At 60.9% G+C, this 15,404-nt stretch carries 16 protein-coding genes and 2 pseudogenes; 16 read left to right on the forward strand and 2 right to left on the reverse strand.

Annotated elements, in window-relative coordinates:
* Nucleotides 1-317, forward strand: a 317-nt coding sequence (locus BLR85_RS22155; RefSeq protein ID WP_139188438.1) for a transposase, incomplete at its 5' end; no start/stop codon positions are given.
* Nucleotides 318-509: 192 nt separating this feature from the next.
* Here the strand turns inward: BLR85_RS22155 and BLR85_RS22160 are convergent.
* Together BLR85_RS22160 and BLR85_RS22165 are read right to left on the reverse strand one after the other, a co-directional pair.
* Nucleotides 510-1,985, reverse strand: a complete 1,476-nt coding sequence (locus BLR85_RS22160) for an aldo/keto reductase (RefSeq protein WP_093162539.1) — start codon at nucleotides 1,983-1,985, stop codon at nucleotides 510-512.
* On the reverse strand, nucleotides 1,982-2,665 hold the full coding sequence (locus BLR85_RS22165; RefSeq protein ID WP_093162542.1) for a GntR family transcriptional regulator: 684 nt from the start codon (nucleotides 2,663-2,665) through the stop codon (nucleotides 1,982-1,984). The genes BLR85_RS22160 and BLR85_RS22165 overlap by 4 nt, the downstream gene beginning before the upstream one ends.
* Nucleotides 2,666-2,781: 116 nt before the next feature.
* On the opposite strand from BLR85_RS22165, the gene BLR85_RS22170 reads away from it, so the two are divergent.
* From BLR85_RS22170 to BLR85_RS22240, 15 genes and pseudogenes are all read left to right on the forward strand, one after another.
* Complete coding sequence (locus BLR85_RS22170; protein WP_093162545.1) at nucleotides 2,782-3,153, forward strand: TIGR04076 family protein; 372 nt, start codon at nucleotides 2,782-2,784, stop codon at nucleotides 3,151-3,153.
* On the forward strand, nucleotides 3,150-4,235 hold the full coding sequence (locus BLR85_RS22175; protein WP_093162548.1) for an aldo/keto reductase: 1,086 nt from the start codon (nucleotides 3,150-3,152) through the stop codon (nucleotides 4,233-4,235). The genes BLR85_RS22170 and BLR85_RS22175 overlap by 4 nt, the downstream gene beginning before the upstream one ends.
* On the forward strand, nucleotides 4,228-5,001 hold the full coding sequence (locus tag BLR85_RS22180; protein ID WP_093162551.1) for an ABC transporter ATP-binding protein: 774 nt from the start codon (nucleotides 4,228-4,230) through the stop codon (nucleotides 4,999-5,001). Before BLR85_RS22175 ends, BLR85_RS22180 begins: the two co-directional genes overlap by 8 nt.
* Entirely contained in the window at nucleotides 4,994-5,728 is a 735-nt protein-coding gene (locus tag BLR85_RS22185) for an ABC transporter ATP-binding protein (protein WP_093162616.1), read from the forward strand. The genes BLR85_RS22180 and BLR85_RS22185 overlap by 8 nt, the downstream gene beginning before the upstream one ends.
* Complete coding sequence (locus BLR85_RS22190; protein ID WP_093162554.1) at nucleotides 5,725-6,639, forward strand: branched-chain amino acid ABC transporter permease; 915 nt, start codon at nucleotides 5,725-5,727, stop codon at nucleotides 6,637-6,639. The genes BLR85_RS22185 and BLR85_RS22190 overlap by 4 nt, the downstream gene beginning before the upstream one ends.
* Nucleotides 6,636-7,589, forward strand: coding sequence for a branched-chain amino acid ABC transporter permease (locus BLR85_RS22195; RefSeq protein WP_093162557.1), 954 nt, complete (start codon nucleotides 6,636-6,638; stop codon nucleotides 7,587-7,589). The genes BLR85_RS22190 and BLR85_RS22195 overlap by 4 nt, the downstream gene beginning before the upstream one ends.
* A 22-nt stretch (nucleotides 7,590-7,611) precedes the next feature.
* Nucleotides 7,612-8,880 (forward strand): ABC transporter substrate-binding protein, encoded by a 1,269-nt coding sequence (locus BLR85_RS22200; protein WP_212635132.1) that lies wholly within the window; start codon nucleotides 7,612-7,614, stop codon nucleotides 8,878-8,880.
* Between the two features lie 187 nt (nucleotides 8,881-9,067).
* Nucleotides 9,068-9,205 (forward strand): annotated as a pseudogene (locus BLR85_RS22205) (IS6 family transposase); the annotation flags it as partial.
* Between the two features lie 61 nt (nucleotides 9,206-9,266).
* Complete coding sequence (locus tag BLR85_RS22210; RefSeq protein WP_093162563.1) at nucleotides 9,267-9,974, forward strand: IS6 family transposase; 708 nt, start codon at nucleotides 9,267-9,269, stop codon at nucleotides 9,972-9,974.
* Between the two features lie 118 nt (nucleotides 9,975-10,092).
* Nucleotides 10,093-11,895: a Na/Pi cotransporter family protein gene (locus BLR85_RS22215; protein ID WP_093162566.1), complete on the forward strand. Its 1,803-nt coding sequence runs from the start codon at nucleotides 10,093-10,095 to the stop codon at nucleotides 11,893-11,895.
* 60 nt (nucleotides 11,896-11,955) lie between these two features.
* Complete coding sequence (locus BLR85_RS22220; protein WP_093162569.1) at nucleotides 11,956-12,213, forward strand: hypothetical protein; 258 nt, start codon at nucleotides 11,956-11,958, stop codon at nucleotides 12,211-12,213.
* Nucleotides 12,214-12,317: 104 nt separating this feature from the next.
* A complete protein-coding gene (locus BLR85_RS22225) occupies nucleotides 12,318-12,680 on the forward strand; it encodes a hypothetical protein (protein ID WP_139188502.1) in 363 nt (120 codons plus the stop codon).
* Between the two features lie 77 nt (nucleotides 12,681-12,757).
* Nucleotides 12,758-13,456: pseudogene (locus tag BLR85_RS22230) on the forward strand (IS6 family transposase).
* Between the two features lie 420 nt (nucleotides 13,457-13,876).
* The gene (locus BLR85_RS22235; RefSeq protein ID WP_093162576.1) at nucleotides 13,877-14,710 is read left to right on the forward strand and encodes a transporter substrate-binding domain-containing protein; all 834 of its coding nucleotides are present in this window, start codon (nucleotides 13,877-13,879) and stop codon (nucleotides 14,708-14,710) included.
* A 25-nt stretch (nucleotides 14,711-14,735) separates the two neighbouring features.
* Nucleotides 14,736-15,398 carry an amino acid ABC transporter permease gene (locus tag BLR85_RS22240; protein WP_093162579.1) on the forward strand — a complete coding sequence of 221 codons (663 nt, stop codon included), beginning with the start codon at nucleotides 14,736-14,738 and terminating at the stop codon, nucleotides 15,396-15,398.
* Nucleotides 15,399-15,404: the final 6 nt, after the last annotated feature.

Genomic DNA, 15,404 nt, shown 5'->3' on the forward strand with positions numbered 1-15,404 from the left:
CCCTCTACATCGAAACCCAACTGGGGCCGACGCTGCGCGAAGGCGACGTTGTCATACTCGACAACCTGTCGAGCCACAAAGCCCCGGCCGCAGCGGCGTCCCTACGCGCGATTGGTGCATGGTTCCTGTTCCTGCCACCCTACAGCCCAGATCTGAATCCCATCGAGATGGCCTTCTCGAAACTCAAGACACTGATCAGGAAGGCCGCCGCGCGAACCTATGACCAACTCTGGGCCGCCGTCGGACAGGTCTGCAACCTCTTCTCGGACGAAGAATGCTACAACTACTTCAAAGCCGCAGGCTATGAGGCCGATTAAACGCGACACGCTCTAGAAAACGGCTCCAAACTGTTCAGACAAACCGAGCCACCTCTAAGAACCTGTCCAGGAATGCGCGTGCAAGCACCTAGTCAAGTGATCACCGCAAAAGAAAGGAAATGCACACCAGTCGAGCACATTCCAAGATCGCCCGAGACAAATTACCCATGCTGTCTAATGTCGTTTATCAGGCTACAGAACAGCCTCTGCCTCGATCTCGACGCAGTAGTCGCCAATGAGTTCTTTGACCACGACCAGGGTGTTGGCCGGCTTGATGTCTCCGAATATGCGTCCATGCGCTCTAGATACCGCAAGCACATCGGTTTCGTTCGTCAAATAGATGCGCGTCCGGACAACATCTTCGGCACCGGCATCAAGGGCCGACAACGCTGCCAGGATCTTGTCGAGAATGAACGTCGTCTGCGCCCCAGCATCATCAGGCGCGACAACCCTGTCCGATCCCGCCGTCGCGGTTGTGCCCGAAACCAGGATCCGGTCACCGATCCGCTGGGCGCGGCAGTAACCTGCAATATCTTCCCATTTCGATCCGCTCAGGACTCTGTGAGCGCCGGGTCTGTGCGGCACGGTTGTCTTGCCGTGGACAAGGGGCATCTCGTCGAGATGGTGGCTGAGATCCCCCGACGCGGTTAGGAATGGCGGTTTTCGATACTCGTCTCCGCAATCGCCCGGAATTGGGGTGGTTGTGGCGAAGGCATCCTCCAGACGGGCGTGATCTTCCTCGTCAAGGCCAAAGGAGAACAGCCGGGCGTTGTCCGTGGCATGCATGTTCTCGCCAAGCCGTGCGCCGATAACAACGCCGGCAACGCCGGTCTGTTCCAGAACCCATCGCGTTGCAACATTCGGGAGAGAGACGCCGTGTTTGACCGCGACAGCCTGAACCGCCCGCAAGAGCCCCTGAAACACCTCCCATCCGCCGGCGGCATCAATGAATCTCTTGTATTTCATCTTTGACCAATCTGCGATCTCCACTGGCTCTTCTGCTCCCAGCCACCGTTCGCTCAGGAATCCGCCACACAACGTCCCGTAGGCCAGAAGACGTGCCTGCGAGCCGCTGCACAGTTCGGCAAGCTGGCCGGCGGCCCGACGATCGACGAGCGAAAATGACACTTGGTTGGTTCTGAGCGGGATGCCATCGGCCATGGCAAGATGCAGATGCGCCGCATCGAAATTCGTCACCCCGATTTCACGGATCAACCCTTCCTCGCGCAGCACGGCCATTTCATGCAGAGCATCGAGCCAGGATGGGTTTTCGAAGCTCCACCAGTGAAATTGCAGCAGATCGATGCAGCTCACACCCAGTCGGATCAGGCGTTCCTCGACGCCCACGCGCACAATCTCCGTCGTCATCGGTCCCGGGGGCGGGCACCATTTGGTGAAGGCGCGCGGCCGTTCTTCTTGCCCCAAGAAACGTTGCAGGAGATTTCCGGTGACAATCTCCGAAGTACCGTAGTGATCGGCCATGTCGAATGTATCGAAACCAGCATCGACATAGCGCGCAAGGTCATCGGCCCCTTTCGTAGGGTCCAGAGCGCCGGATTTTCTTTCTATGTCAGCAACTTGCCATAGCCCTGTCACGGCGCGACTGATGGTCAGCCCCGGTGCCAGTTCGTAGCGATCGGGGAGGACGGGATGGTCTGTGGGGCTCATGGCTGCTCCGCTTCCGTGTAAGTCACGCCCAGCAGCGCGAAGGATCGTTCGATATCGTCCGTCAGGGCTGCCATTGCCGCATCGCGGTCCCCGCACTCCAATGCGTCGATGATCGCGACGTGATGCTCGTGTTCGATGACACGCGACGCCGCCTCCTGATGGATGATCAGGTTCAGATAGGCACCATATTGCACCCAGAGCGCTTCAACCATTGGCAGCAGAACATCCGATCCCGACATGCGGTAGAGCGTGAAGTGAAAATCGTAGTTCCGGACAAGATCGGGCCCGGTCTGATCAGGCGCAGCGGGCCGTTCCAGAATATCCTTCAGCGCCGCGATACGCCCGGGGTTGATCCGCTCCATCGCCTGATCGAGGATCAGCCCCTCGATTGCCAGCCTGGCGGATTTCAGATCCGCCATTCGGCGCGCATTGAAGGGCGGCACAAGCAATTTGCGGCTGCGGGTGTCGATCAGCGCACCCTCGGCAACCAGACGCCGAACCGCTTCGCGCACGGGTGTCATCGAGATGCCGAGTTGCGCAGCCAGAGAACGCAGCGAGAGCGAGTCGCCGGGGGCGAATTCGCCGCGTGTAAAGGCGTCATGCAGGGACCGATACGCGCTTTCACGCAGGTTGGTCTGCTCAACAGGCGCGATTTTTGCCCCAGTTCTTGCCGCAGTCATAGGCACATTCCCCTGTCCTACATCGGATTTGGCTCCAGGGTCTCCCGGGTGATTGACAGTCTTGTATAAGATATCACAGATAACAGTACGCAATGTAAACCGGGGATGGTGGCCGAATGTCAGACGAAAAGGGCTTCTGGCTCTACGACCTGCGGGTCGAGACAGTTCTGGACGGTCGAGAGCCGGTCTGCCGTCATGTCGAGGGCGAATCTTTCCGGGTTGAAGGCGAAAACCTCGTCTTTGCGAAAGGACAAAGAGTGTCCATGTATGCCCTTTCGGCGATATTGCCGCTCCTTCCCGCCAAGCAACGTATGACCGACGCGCGGGACTGGATGTCCACCGATGCCGAAGTCGCCTGTCCCGATCCGCATTGCGGGGGACGCTTCCGAATTCATCGCGAAAGCAAACGGTGGTTCTCCCACGCGGAAACCACCGGGCTGCCTGAAGCTCGGGGAACCCCGTACTGGAAGCAGGAAGGCAGCACATGAGCCAGGTTGAATTCTCCGATTTGCGGCAGGGGCACCGGATTTCGCGTATCATCAAGGGCGGCTGGCAACTGGCCGGGGATCACGGCTCCGTGGACCGCAGGGCGGCGATTGCCGATATGGAAGCCTTTGTCGATGCCGGCATCACCACGTTTGACTGTGCCGACATCTACACCGGCGTCGAAGAGATGATCGGGGAGTTCATTGCCGATCTGCGCCGGCGGCGTGGCGCAGACGTGGCCGACCGCGTGGTGGTTCACACCAAGCTGGTGCCCGATCTGGCGCGGCTGCCGGACCTGCGCCCCGATGAGGTCGAGGCCATCATCGACCGCTCGCTCAAACGCCTGCAGATCGACCGGCTGCACCTGGTGCAGTTCTTCTGGTGGGACCTCGCCATCGGCAACGCGACCCGGGCGCTCGACGTTCTGAAGAGCTGCCAGCGCAAGGGCAAGATCGCGAGCCTCGGCGTGACCAACTGGGACAGCGCCCAGATCGCTGGATTCGTGGAGGCCGGATATGACATTGCCTCGGCACAGGTGCAGTATTCGGTGCTCGACCGGCGGCCGGCAAACGGGCTGGACGGCTGGGCGCGAGCGCGGAACATCCGGCTGCTGTGCTACGGCACCCTGGCGGGTGGATTCCTGACCGAGGCCTGGCTGGGCCAACCCGACCCTGGCTTCAAATTTTCCAACCGCAGCCTTGTGAAATACCGGCTGATCATTGACGAGTTTGGATCCTGGGAGATGTTCCAGGAGCTGTTGCACTGTCTCAAGGGGATCGGCGACAGGCACCGCGTGTCGCTCGGGTCGGTGGCCACCCGCTGGGTTCTTGATCAGCCTCAGGTCGCTGCCGCCATTGTCGGTGCGCGCTATGCCCGGCACCTGCCGCAAACGCTTCAGGCCTTCGATTTCGCGCTTGAGGATGCGGACCGCGCGGAGATCGCCGCCGTACAGGCGCGGGCAAACGGGCCTGCGGGCCCGGTCTACGGGCTGGAAGGCGACAGGAACTCGCGGCACGGACGGATTATGAAATACAACCTGAATACACGCCCCGACGACCGGATCCTGGGGCGGGCCGATGGATGAGGCGGCGCTGGCCACGCACGGCCTGACCCACTACTTCAACGCGTTCCGGGCGCTGGATGACGTGTCGATCAAGGTTCGGCGCGGTTCGATCACCGGGCTGATCGGTCCCAACGGGGCCGGCAAGACGACCCTGTTCAATGCGATCACCGGCGGTCTCAGGCCCGGGCGTGGCAAGGTCACCCTGGCGGGTCTCGACGTGACCGGCCAGACCCCTGATCGCCTGTTCGCCAGCGGGCTTGGCCGCACTTTCCAGATCCCGCGCCCGTTTTCGCGCATGTCGGTCCTGGAGAACCTGATGCTGGTGCCGCTTTCCCAGATCGGCGAACGTCTCGGCGGGCCGTTCCTGTCGCGCCACGCGATGCGGGTTCAGGAGTGCACCATCCGCGAGCATGCGCTGGAGGTGCTCGACTTCATGACACTGGCACCGCTGGCCGATCACCCGGCGGGCAAGATCTCGGGCGGTCAGATGAAGCTCCTGGAGCTGGCACGGGTCCTGATGGGTGACCCGCAGGTGATCCTTCTTGACGAACCGGCCGCCGGCGTGAACCCGACCCTCACTGGAACGCTGATCGAAAAGATCGAGGAGCTGAACCGGCAGGGAAAGACCTTCCTCATTATCGAACATGACATGGATTTCGTCATGCGCCATTGCGACCCGATCATCGCGCTGGCCCAGGGGCGGGTGGTATTCGAAGGCACGGCCGCGGAAGCTCAGGCCGACCCGGTCTTGCTGGATGCATATCTGGGGGCGCAGGCCGATGCCTGATCCCGCGCTTGACGTTCGCACCATCACCGCGGGTTTCGTGCCGGACCTGCCGATCCTGCACGACGTGTCCCTGCGCGCGAAGCGCGGCACGGTCACCGTGATCATCGGCCCCAACGGCGCCGGCAAGTCGACCCTGATTAAGGCGATTGCCGGAATCGTCCCGGTCACGGAGGGGGCGATCACCTTTGATGGCGAAGATATCACCCATATCCGGCCCGACCAGATGGCGACGCGCGGCATCGCTTATGTACCACAGACCGACAATATCTTTCGCAGCCTGACCGTGCGCCAGAATCTCGACCTGGCGCTGCGGCGCGCCGGGCCGGAGGCGGCCGACAGGCTAGCCGAACTGCTGGAGCAGTTCCCGGCGCTGGCCGACAAGCAGCCGGACAAGGCCGGCGCCCTGTCCGGCGGCCAGCGGCAGTTCCTTGCCGTCGCCATGGCACTGTCGACCAAGCCGCGGATGATCCTGATGGACGAACCCTCGGCCGGACTCGCGCCCCGCGCGGCGCAGGAAGCGCTAGAGTTGGCGCGCGGGTTGACCGAGACCGGCGTTACCATCCTGCTGGTCGAGCAGAATGTGAACCAGGCCCTGCGGCTGGCCGATCACTGCTACATCCTCGCCGAGGGGCGCAACCAGGTCGACGGCAAGGCTGTGGAGCTCCTGGGCGATTCCGTCGTCGCCGATATCTATCTCGGCGGCAAAAGACTGAGGGCAGGCGCATGATCCAGCATCTTCTCGACGGTTTGCTGGTGGGATCAATCCTGTCGCTCGGAGCTACCGGGCTGACCATGGTCATGCACATGCTGCGTTTTGCGAATTTCAGCCATGCCGAGTTGCTGTCGATCGGTGCCTATTCGGCGCTGGTGTTCGACCAGCTATTCAAGGCGGTGATGCCATTCACTGCCGTCCAGATCGGCCCGGTGTCGATGACATGGGCTCTGGTCCTGGCGATGATCCTGTCCATGGCCGTGACCGGCGCCAGCGCGGTCCTGTTCGACCGGCTGATCTTCCGCCGGGTCCGGGAAAAGGGCGAGGAGCTGTCGATGGTCTTCGCCTCCTTCGGGCTGGCGCTGGTCATCCGCAATGTCATCGGCCTGGTCTTCGGGCTGCAGACGCAGCTTTTCAGCCAGGACATCGTCTTTGCCACGGTTCTGAGCCGCGATCCGCTGATCCTCGTGAAGCCCGATCAGCTGGCAACGCTTGCGATTGCTCTGGTGGTGATGCTGATCCTGCACCTGGTGCTGTCGCGCACGACCTTCGGCTACTCGCTGCGGGCGGTTGCCGAGAATCCGGAGCTGGCACAGATCAACGGGATCAACCTGCAGCGCATGATCGTCATCGTCTGGATCATCGGGGGCGGGCTGGCGGCGCTGGCCGGGGTTTTCTACGGCCTGACCAACCAGATCACCCCGGTGATGGGCCGCGACCTCGTGCTGCCGATTTTTGCCGCGACCATCGTCGGCGGGATCGGCTCGATCTATGGCGCGCTTCTGGGCGGATTCATCGTCGGCATCGCCGCCAACATGGCGCTGGTCGTGCTCCCGTCAGGCTACAGCCCGTCGGTTCCGTTCCTGATCATCCTTGCCGTGTTGCTGATCCGGCCCAACGGTCTATTCGGAGAAGAACGGGCATGATCGGCGTCATCTCCTACCTGGTGTTCTTTGCTACCGTGGCCTCGATCCTGGCCATCGCGGTTCTGGGGCTGAACCTGCAATGGGGCAATACCGGCCTGTTCAATGGCGGCGTGGTGGCCTTTTTCGGCGCCGGCGCCTATGGCACCCTGCTTCTGGGCGGCACCCCTCAGGGCGATCATATCGGCGGCTTCGGGCTATTCTATCCATTGGCGCTGCTGGGCGGAATGGCGGCGGCAGGACTGCTGGCATGGGTCGTCGGCATTCTGACCTTGCGATTGCGGCACGACTATCTTGCGATCTCCACATTCGGCGTGGCGGTGGCGTTCGAGAACCTGATGCGCAATGCCGAAGGACTGAGCGGCGGCGCGAAGGGGCTGCGGGGTTTCGAACGGCCCATGCGCGAAGGCCTGGGCGACGGTTTTCTCTACAATATTGTCTTCCTGGTAGTGGTTCTTCTGCTGTTATGGGCCACCTACCGGTTTCTCGAAACGCTGGTCGGGTCGCCCTTCGGCCGCCTGCTGCGCGCGATCCGTGAAGACGAGACGGCGGCTCGCTCGCTCGGCAAGAGCCCGTCGCGCTGCCGTCTCACCGCCTTTGTGACCGGCTCGATTATCATGGGGCTGGCCGGAGGCCTCTATGGCACATTCTACGCCTTCGTCAGCCCGCAGGACGTGCTGCCCACCCTGACGTTCCAGATATGGGCGATGCTGATTGTCGGCGGCGCCGGCAACAACAAGGGCGCGGTGTTTGGCGCCTTCCTCATCTGGGCCGCCTGGACCGTCAGTGGCTGGGCCCTGTCGCGTTTCGCGCCGATCGAGGCGCAGCTTTACACAGGGTCGATCCAATACGTCATGATCGGTCTGGTTATCGTCGGCATGCTGCTCTGGAGGCCGCAAGGTCTCTTCCCGGAGCGGCTGGTCGTATCGCAATCTAGTCGGAAAAAAGCGTGACCCAACAACAGGAAGGAACGGCATGATGAAACAGAAATCCGGACGTCTGGCCACGAAACTCAGCACGGCCATTGGGCTGGCAATGATTGCAGGCACTGCCGCAGCACAGGACTGCACAACACGCATCGGTGCGGTCCTGCCGACCTCGGTGGATTGGGGCCGCCCGATCGCCGAAACGGCGCAGTTCGTGGTCGAACAGGTCAACGAGGCCGGGGGCGTCGCCGGCTGTCAGATCGAAATGGTTTTGCGGGACACGCAGGTCGATCCCAAGGTCGGTGTGGATGCGGCTAAGGCGCTGGTGGAGCTGGACGGCGTGCAGCTTTTGCTGGGCGCGGTGTCCTCAGGGGTGTCCATGCCGATCCTGACCTCGGTCACGGTGCCGGGGAACGTAATGCAGATGTCGTGCTGCTCGTCCTCGACCGCTTTCACCAAGCTGGCGGAAGAGGGGAAGACCGGCGGGCTGTGGTTTCGCACCTTTGCGACCACCGGCGTTCAGGCGGCGGTCGGCGCCAAGGTCGCCAGCGACCAGGGCTACAAGTCGGTTGCGATCCTCTACAAGAACGACGACTGGGGGCAGGATCTCAATAAACTGATTGCGGCCGATTTCGCGGCTCTGGGCATCGAGGTGACAGCGGAGGTTGCCATCAATGATGGCCAGCCTTCCTACCGTGCCGAGGTGACCAGCGCTCTCGCCGGCAATCCGGACGCGCTCTATCTCGGGCTCTATCCCAACGAAGGCACCGCTGCGGTCCGGGAATGGCTCTCGCTGGGCGGGACCCAGAACATGATCATGGCGAACTCGCTCAAATCCGACGAGTTCCGCGAGAATGTCGGCCTGCAATATCTCGGCAACGCGCTGGGAACCGACACCGCCTCGCCCCGCGTGGCCAGCGCAGATGCGTTCGTGGCACTCTACAAGGAGCGTTTCGGCGGCGAGCCGAACGGCCCGGGCCTCTCAAACAGCTATGATGCCACCATGATCGCGCTGTTGGCGATGGAAGCTGCCGGCAAGGACGCAACAGGCGAGCAGATCGCCGCAGAGGTCGCTCGAGTCACCGATCCGAACGGCACCCCGGTCACCGCCGACGCCTCCGGTTTTGCGGCTGCGCGTGACGTATTGGCCGAAGGTGGCAGCGTCATGTACCAGGGTGCGACGGGCAACGTGCGCTTTGATGCCAACGGCGATGTTTCGGCCCCTGCAGTGGTGTGGAAATTCACCGAGAGCGGCACCGAGGAGGTCGAGTATCTCTCTCTCACCCAGGTGGACGACTTCATCGCGTCGCTCAAGTAGAGCCCGAGCTACAATGTATGGATCAAGAGGCCCCGCGAGGGGCCTCTTTTTTTGGGGAAGCGGACCTGCCAGCCAAATGCGGCCGATGTCGAGTTCCCGCCTTCCCCTCTTGGCTTGTCATTTCGCAACGGGTCGTGTCAGAGGAACTTGGCTTGCGACGGGGCAGGGGGCTGAGTAGCGTCCCGGCATGACGAAACGCGACCCGTTCAAGTATTTCAAGACCAGCCAGGAAATCATCCGCCTTGCGGTGATGATGTACGTCCGGTTCCCCCTCTCGCTGCGGAACGTCGAGGATCTGCTCCACGAACGCGGCATCGATGTCAGCCACGGGCCTTGTCAGAGGGATTCCTGTTGAGCGGGGCAGGGTGGTCCCGTAGCGTCTTGTGATGACGAAAGACGACCCCTTCAAGTACCTTCGGACGAGCCGCGAGATCATCCGCCTGGCGGTGATGATGTACGTGCGCTTTCCGCTCTCACTCCGGAACGTCGAGGACCTGTTGCACGAGCGTGGGATCGATATCAGCCATGAATCCGTTCGGTTCTGGTGGAACCGGTTCGGCCCGATGTTTGCCGCCGAGATCCGCAAGAAACGCGCAGAGCGCCTGCGTTCGGGACCGCAGTGGCGGTGGCATTTGGATGAGGTGTTCGTGAAGATCAACGGCGAACGACACTACCTCTGGGGGGGCGTCGATCATGAGGGCGAGGTGCTGGAAAGCTTCGTGACGAAGACGCGAGACAAGAAAGCTGCATTGAAATTATTGAAGAAAACGATCCGGCGGTACGGCCGGCCCGAGTCCATCGTGACTGACTTGCTTCGGTCCTACGGCGCCGCTCTGAGGGAAATCGGCGCAACGGACCTGCAGGATACGGGCCGTTGGCTGAACAACCGTGCGGAGAATTCGCATCTGCCATTCCGACGACGAGAACGGGCAATGCAGCGCTTCCGGCGAATGCGAAGTTTACAAAGATTTGTAGCCGTCCACGCCTCGGTTCATAACCATTTCAGTTCGGAGCGCAGCCTCTCCTCCAGGGCTGATTTCAAGAAGAACCGCGCCGCCGCCCTCAATGAGTGGCGCCAGATCGGCGCGGTATAAGAGACAGTGATCCTGCCCTTGCAGAGACGAGTTCGAATTAGTCTGCCACCACCTTCAGGGCGGCTTTGTCTTCTTCGCCCTGCGTGGCATGATGTTGCCATTGGGAACCGACACGTTGATGAAGAAACTCCTCTTGCCGGTCATTCTCGCGGCGCTCGTCCTGGGTTTCTGGAATAGCCAGGATTTTCAGGAGATCGCCGCGGGCATTGCCATTTTCCTCTTCGGGATGCTCATGCTCGAGGATGGCTTCAAGCTGTTTTCTGGTGGCATCCTGGAGAGGCTCCTTGCCCGGACAACAGACGGGCTCGGAAAGTCTATCGGTTTCGGGATCATCTCCACCACGATCATGCAATCCTCCTCGCTGGTCTCCGTCATCACGATTTCCTTCCTCAGCGCCGGGCTCATTACTCTGGCTGCGGGTGTCGGCATCATCTTCGGGGCCAATATCGGCACGACCACGGGTGCGTGGCTGGTGGCCGGCTTCGGGCTGAAGGTAAAGATCTCGGCCTACGCCCTGCCGATGCTGGCGATTTCCATCGTGCTGGTCTTCCAGAAGTCGAAATATACTCGCGGAGCCGGTTTGATTCTCGCAGGTCTCGGGTTTCTGTTCCTCGGAATCCACCACATGAAAGAAGGTTTCGAGGCCTTCAGGGACCAGTTCGACCTGACCCGTTTCGCGATGACGGGCCTCTTGGGACTGGCAGTCTACACCCTTATTGGCGCCGCCGCGACGGTCGTCATGCAGTCGAGCCACGCGACGATGGTACTGATCATTACTGCGTTGGCGGCCGGGCAGGTATCCTATGAAAACGCCATCGCGCTGGCCATCGGGGCCAATATCGGCACCACGATCACCGCCATCATCGGTGCGTTCTCGGCAAACTTCCAGGGACGGCGGCTGGCGCTGGCCCATCTGGTCTTCAACGTTGTTACGGCCGCTGTTGCGCTGGTCCTGATCAATCAGATCATGTGGTCCGTTGACCGCGTCAGCGCGTTCGTCGGGATCGCTTCTGATGATTACGCACTGAAGTTGGCGGTATTTCACACAATCTTCAACGTGCTTGGCGTCGCGATCATGGTGCCGCTGTTGGGGCAGCTACTGGTCTTCCTGGAGCGAACGATCCCCGAACCCGAACTTGACGTGAGCAAGCCGCGCTACCTGAGCGAGGCGGTGGACGGGTTCCCGGCAACGATGGAGGTCGCGATGCGCAAGGAGGTCAAGCACCTTCAGGACAACGCTATTGAGTTGATCGCCCATGGGCTGAACCTGCACCGGCACGAGCTTTACGAGAGCGATGACATCGCCGCAACCGTGGCCGCCAGCACCAGACCGCTGGAACTGGATATCGACGAGACATACGAAACCCGGGTCAAGACGCTCTATTCGGCCATTGTCGAGTTTGCGACGCGCGCAGGAACCAAGAACCTGCCGGCCGATTTCATGGAGCGGATCTACCTTCTGTGGAACTCCGCGCAGCGCAATGTCCGCGCCGTGAAGGCGGTCAAGCACATGAGGCGCAATGCGACGGCCTATACGAGCTACCGTCAGGGAAAGGCGACGGATCTTTATAACGGGCTGCGGACCGAGATTGCCCGCATCCTGGTCGAGATTCACGAACTCGACGAAAGCGATCCCGAGATCCGGTCGAGCCTGTGGTTGGATGAGGAGCGGGTGCAGGTCGAGCGGGACCGGAAGAACACGACGCGCCTGATCGAAGGGCTGATCCGCGAACGGCAGATCGGCGCGGCAACGGCAACCTCTTTCCTCAACGATTCCGACTACGCGTATGAGGCGATGTCAGATCTGATCGAGGCAGCACGCGTTTATTACATCGAGACCGAGGGGGCGCTGGCCGAGGTCGAACGGATCCTGGCCCTCGAAGAGGACGAAATCGAGGAAATGTCGGCAAATGGCCGCTGAAGCGAGGCAGGATCGCAACGCCGATCCGCAAGCGACGCGACATATCGAAAGGTGTGAAAGATGGCCCTGAAAAAGACGATCGCCCGGCTGAACGAATACAGGGATCGCTTGAAGAACAAGGAGGTCGACCAGATCAAGGTGGGCCATGTCGAGAAGATCATCGCGAAGCTCGAGGCCAAGGACGCGGAGTTGCTCCAGCGACTCGAGGAGGCGAAGAAGCCGGAGAAGAAAGAGCGGCTGAAGGCGAAGCAGAAGATCGTTCGCAACCAGATCGCGCGCGCCAGATGGCTGCGCAAGCAGATCAAGAAGAGTAGCTGACGCGTCGCAACCTGCCTGCTTGCGTCCGCCCCGGATAGTTCGCGGGACAGCAAGGAAAACTTGAATTTCACAAAACTGTTACACGCATTTGGTATGATCGTGACATGGGCTTGGCTCTCGAAAAACCGCTTGCTGCTGCGCCTGTTTCGTCTTCAGTCTATGACACGGAGGCTGCGGTGATTGAGCCACAAAGCTTCGGAGATACTGGCATGGATTTTAAGAAGTTTACCGCCAGAATGCACGACTATCACGAGCGCCTTGAAAAGCATAAGGCCCACCCGATTGAGTCCTGTCATGTCAGGGAAATCCTTGCCAGGCTCGAAGCCAAGGAGGCCCAGCTTCAAGCCAAGCTTGACGCAGCGCACAAACAAGACAAGCGTGAACGCATCTCAGGCAAGCTGAAGACCGTCGGCACCCAGATTTCGCGGGCAAGACATCTCCTTCGAGAAGTCGAAAACGCAGCCTGAATCGCGCCACTTCAGCACAGCCAACGGTCTTGTCAGAGCAACCTGGCTTGTCGCGGGGCAGGGGGTAGCGTCTAGAGATGAAGAAGCGCGACCCTTTCAAATACTCCAATACGAGCAAGGAGATCATCCGCCTGGCGGTGATGCTCTATGTGCGCTTCCCGCTGTCGCTGAGGAATGTCGAGGATCTCCTGCACGAACGCGGGATCGAGGTCAGCCACGAATCCGTACGGTTCTGGTGGCATCGGTTCGGCCCGTTTTTCGCCTCCGAGATCCGAAAGAAACGCGCCGAGCGACTTCGTTCTGGGCCGCAGTGGCGGTGGCATCTGGACGAGATTTTCGTGAAGATCAACGATGAACAGTTTTACCTGTGGCATGCCGTCGACCACGAGGGGGAGGTCTTTGAAAGCTTCGTGACGTAGAAACGCGACAAGAAGGCCGCATTGAAATTATTGAAGAAAACGATGCGACGGTACGGTCGGCCAATGTCCATCGTGACTGACTTGCTTCGGTCCTACGGTGCCGTTCTGAGAGAAATCGGCGCGACGGACCCGCAGGAGACGGGCCGTTGGCTGAACAACCGGGCGGAGAATTCGCACCTGCCATTCCGACGACGAGAGAGGGCGATGCAACGCTTCCGGCGGATGCGAAGTTTGCAAATGTTCGCATCCGTCCACGCTACTATCTTCAACCATTTCAATTCGGAGCGCAGCCTCTCCTCCAGAGTCGACTTCAAGAAGAACCGCACCGCTGCTCTCGACGAGTGGCGTCAACTCTGAGCGGCATAAGGGGCAGCCATTCTGCCCTTGGTGAGACTGGTTCGAATCCGTCTGACGGGCCCGATGGTGTGGACGGGCGCGGGCATCATCGCCGCCACATCACCGCCACCGCGCCTCCTGCCAGTGTGCCGGATCCTTCCGTCCTTAAATCCGGCCAGCCGTTCGCGGCCCGGCTCGGGCTCGTGACTCGGCAGGACTCGTCGAGTGGCAAGGAGCGGCTGGGGCGGGTGTCCAAGATCGGCAACGGCGATCACCTGGTGCTCGAACCGGGCCAAAATGAGAAAGAGGCCCCGTCAGAAGGAATCCGGTTGAGGGGGCAAGGCGGAATCCATTTGACAAGTGAAGGAGGAAGAAAGCAGTGTAATTCCATAATAACATAATCAATTCCGGAATACCGGAACGCTTAACAAGGAGGCTTCAATGCTCAACAATCTGCTCCGACTCGGGTCGACAGCCCTTGTGTGCGGTGTCCTTGCCAGCGCCGCACACGCTGACAAACTTCAAGATGTTCTGGACCGCGGACACCTGATCGCCGGCACCGGCAGCACCAACGCGCCCTGGCATTTCATGAACGAGAGCAATGAACTGGTCGGGTTCGACGTCGACATGCTGCGCCTGATCGCAAAGGGGCTGTTCGACGACCCCGACGCCATCGAGTTCATCAACCAGTCCGGCGACGCCCGCATCCCGAATCTTGCGACCGACAAGGTCGACGTGACCTGTCAGTTCATGACAGTGACCGCCGGGCGGGCCCAGCAGGTCGAGTTCACCGTCCCCTACTACCGCGAAGGTGTAGGCCTGATGATGATGGCCGACGGCGACTATGCCGATTACGAAGCGCTGAAGGCGGCAGGGTCCGGCGTCACCGTGTCGGTGCTTCAGAACGTCTATGCCGAGGACATGGTTCACGCGGCACTGCCCGAGGCCAAGGTCGATCAGTATGACAGCGTCGATCTGATTTATCAGGCGCTGAACTCCGGCCGGGCGGACGCCGCGGCGACCGACCAGTCCTCGCTGAGCTGGTTCATGAAGCAGAATCCGGACCGCTACGCCGATGCCGGTTATGGCTGGAACCCGCAGACCTATAGCTGCGCCGTGAAACCGGGCGACCAGCGCTGGCTGAACTTCGTGAACTCGGTCCTCCACGAGGCGATGACAGGCGTGGAATTCAACACCTACGCGGCGTCCTTCGAAGGTTGGTTCGGTGTGAAACTCGATCCGCCGAAGATCGGTTTCCCGATCGAGTTCAAGTGACGTAACGGACTCCCGAGAGCGGCCATTGGACTACGATTTCAACTTTGCAGCGGTGTGGCGGGACTTCGACCTGCTGCTCTCGGGGCTGGGGCTGGGCCTGTTCCTGGCCGTGGTTTCCATCGCAATTGGTTGTCTGATAGGTCTGCTGGCCGCTTTTGGAATGCTGTCGAGGCACTCGCCGGTTCGCTGGGTGTCGACGGCATACGTCTCTGCGATCCGCAACACACCGATCCTCGTGTTGATCCTCTTCACCTATTTCGCCCTGCCGCAGTTTGGGCTGCGGCTGGGCAAGATCGAGAGCTTCATCGTCACGCTGGCAATCTATTCCGGGGCCTACCTGACGGAGGTGTTCCGCTCCGGCCTCGTCGCTCTGCCGACGGGATTGCGCGAGGCCGGGCTGACAATCGGTCTGACCGAGTTCCGGACCAAGATCCTGATCACGATCCCGGTGATGTTCCGCAATGTGCTGCCGGCGCTCGGAAACAACTTCATTTCGCTCTTCAAGGATACTTCGCTCGCGGCCGCCATCGCGGTTCCGGAACTCACCTTCTATGCCCGCAAGATCAACGTCGAGACCTTCCGGGTGATCGAGACGTGGCTGGTGGCGAGCCTGATGTATGTGCTGGCCTGTTCGATCATCGCTGCGCTGCTGCGACAGGTCGAAGCGCGCCTGGCGATTCCGCGCTAGGGGACC

Origin of the sequence: Aliiruegeria lutimaris (assembly GCF_900099935.1) — a bacterium.
GTDB lineage: Bacteria > Pseudomonadota > Alphaproteobacteria > Rhodobacterales > Rhodobacteraceae > Tropicimonas > Tropicimonas lutimaris.

What these genes read in the sequence shown, in the direction of transcription:
- BLR85_RS22185 (WP_093162616.1), top strand. Translation starts at nt 4,994, where the DNA reads ATGCCTGATCCCGCGCTTGACGTTCGCACCATCACCGCGGGTTTCGTG.
- BLR85_RS22210 (WP_093162563.1), top strand. Translation starts at nt 9,267, where the DNA reads ATGACGAAAGACGACCCCTTCAAGTACCTTCGGACGAGCCGCGAGATC.
- BLR85_RS22235 (WP_093162576.1), top strand. Translation starts at nt 13,877, where the DNA reads ATGCTCAACAATCTGCTCCGACTCGGGTCGACAGCCCTTGTGTGCGGT.
- BLR85_RS22225 (WP_139188502.1), top strand. Translation starts at nt 12,318, where the DNA reads ATGGGCTTGGCTCTCGAAAAACCGCTTGCTGCTGCGCCTGTTTCGTCT.
- BLR85_RS22170 (WP_093162545.1), top strand. Translation starts at nt 2,782, where the DNA reads ATGTCAGACGAAAAGGGCTTCTGGCTCTACGACCTGCGGGTCGAGACA.
- BLR85_RS22195 (WP_093162557.1), top strand. Translation starts at nt 6,636, where the DNA reads ATGATCGGCGTCATCTCCTACCTGGTGTTCTTTGCTACCGTGGCCTCG.
- BLR85_RS22215 (WP_093162566.1), top strand. Translation starts at nt 10,093, where the DNA reads ATGAAGAAACTCCTCTTGCCGGTCATTCTCGCGGCGCTCGTCCTGGGT.
- BLR85_RS22200 (WP_212635132.1), top strand. Translation starts at nt 7,612, where the DNA reads ATGATGAAACAGAAATCCGGACGTCTGGCCACGAAACTCAGCACGGCC.
- BLR85_RS22180 (WP_093162551.1), top strand. Translation starts at nt 4,228, where the DNA reads ATGGATGAGGCGGCGCTGGCCACGCACGGCCTGACCCACTACTTCAAC.
- BLR85_RS22160 (WP_093162539.1), bottom strand. Translation starts at nt 1,985, where the DNA reads ATGAGCCCCACAGACCATCCCGTCCTCCCCGATCGCTACGAACTGGCA.
- BLR85_RS22175 (WP_093162548.1), top strand. Translation starts at nt 3,150, where the DNA reads ATGAGCCAGGTTGAATTCTCCGATTTGCGGCAGGGGCACCGGATTTCG.
- BLR85_RS22220 (WP_093162569.1), top strand. Translation starts at nt 11,956, where the DNA reads ATGGCCCTGAAAAAGACGATCGCCCGGCTGAACGAATACAGGGATCGC.
- BLR85_RS22165 (WP_093162542.1), bottom strand. Translation starts at nt 2,665, where the DNA reads ATGACTGCGGCAAGAACTGGGGCAAAAATCGCGCCTGTTGAGCAGACC.
- BLR85_RS22190 (WP_093162554.1), top strand. Translation starts at nt 5,725, where the DNA reads ATGATCCAGCATCTTCTCGACGGTTTGCTGGTGGGATCAATCCTGTCG.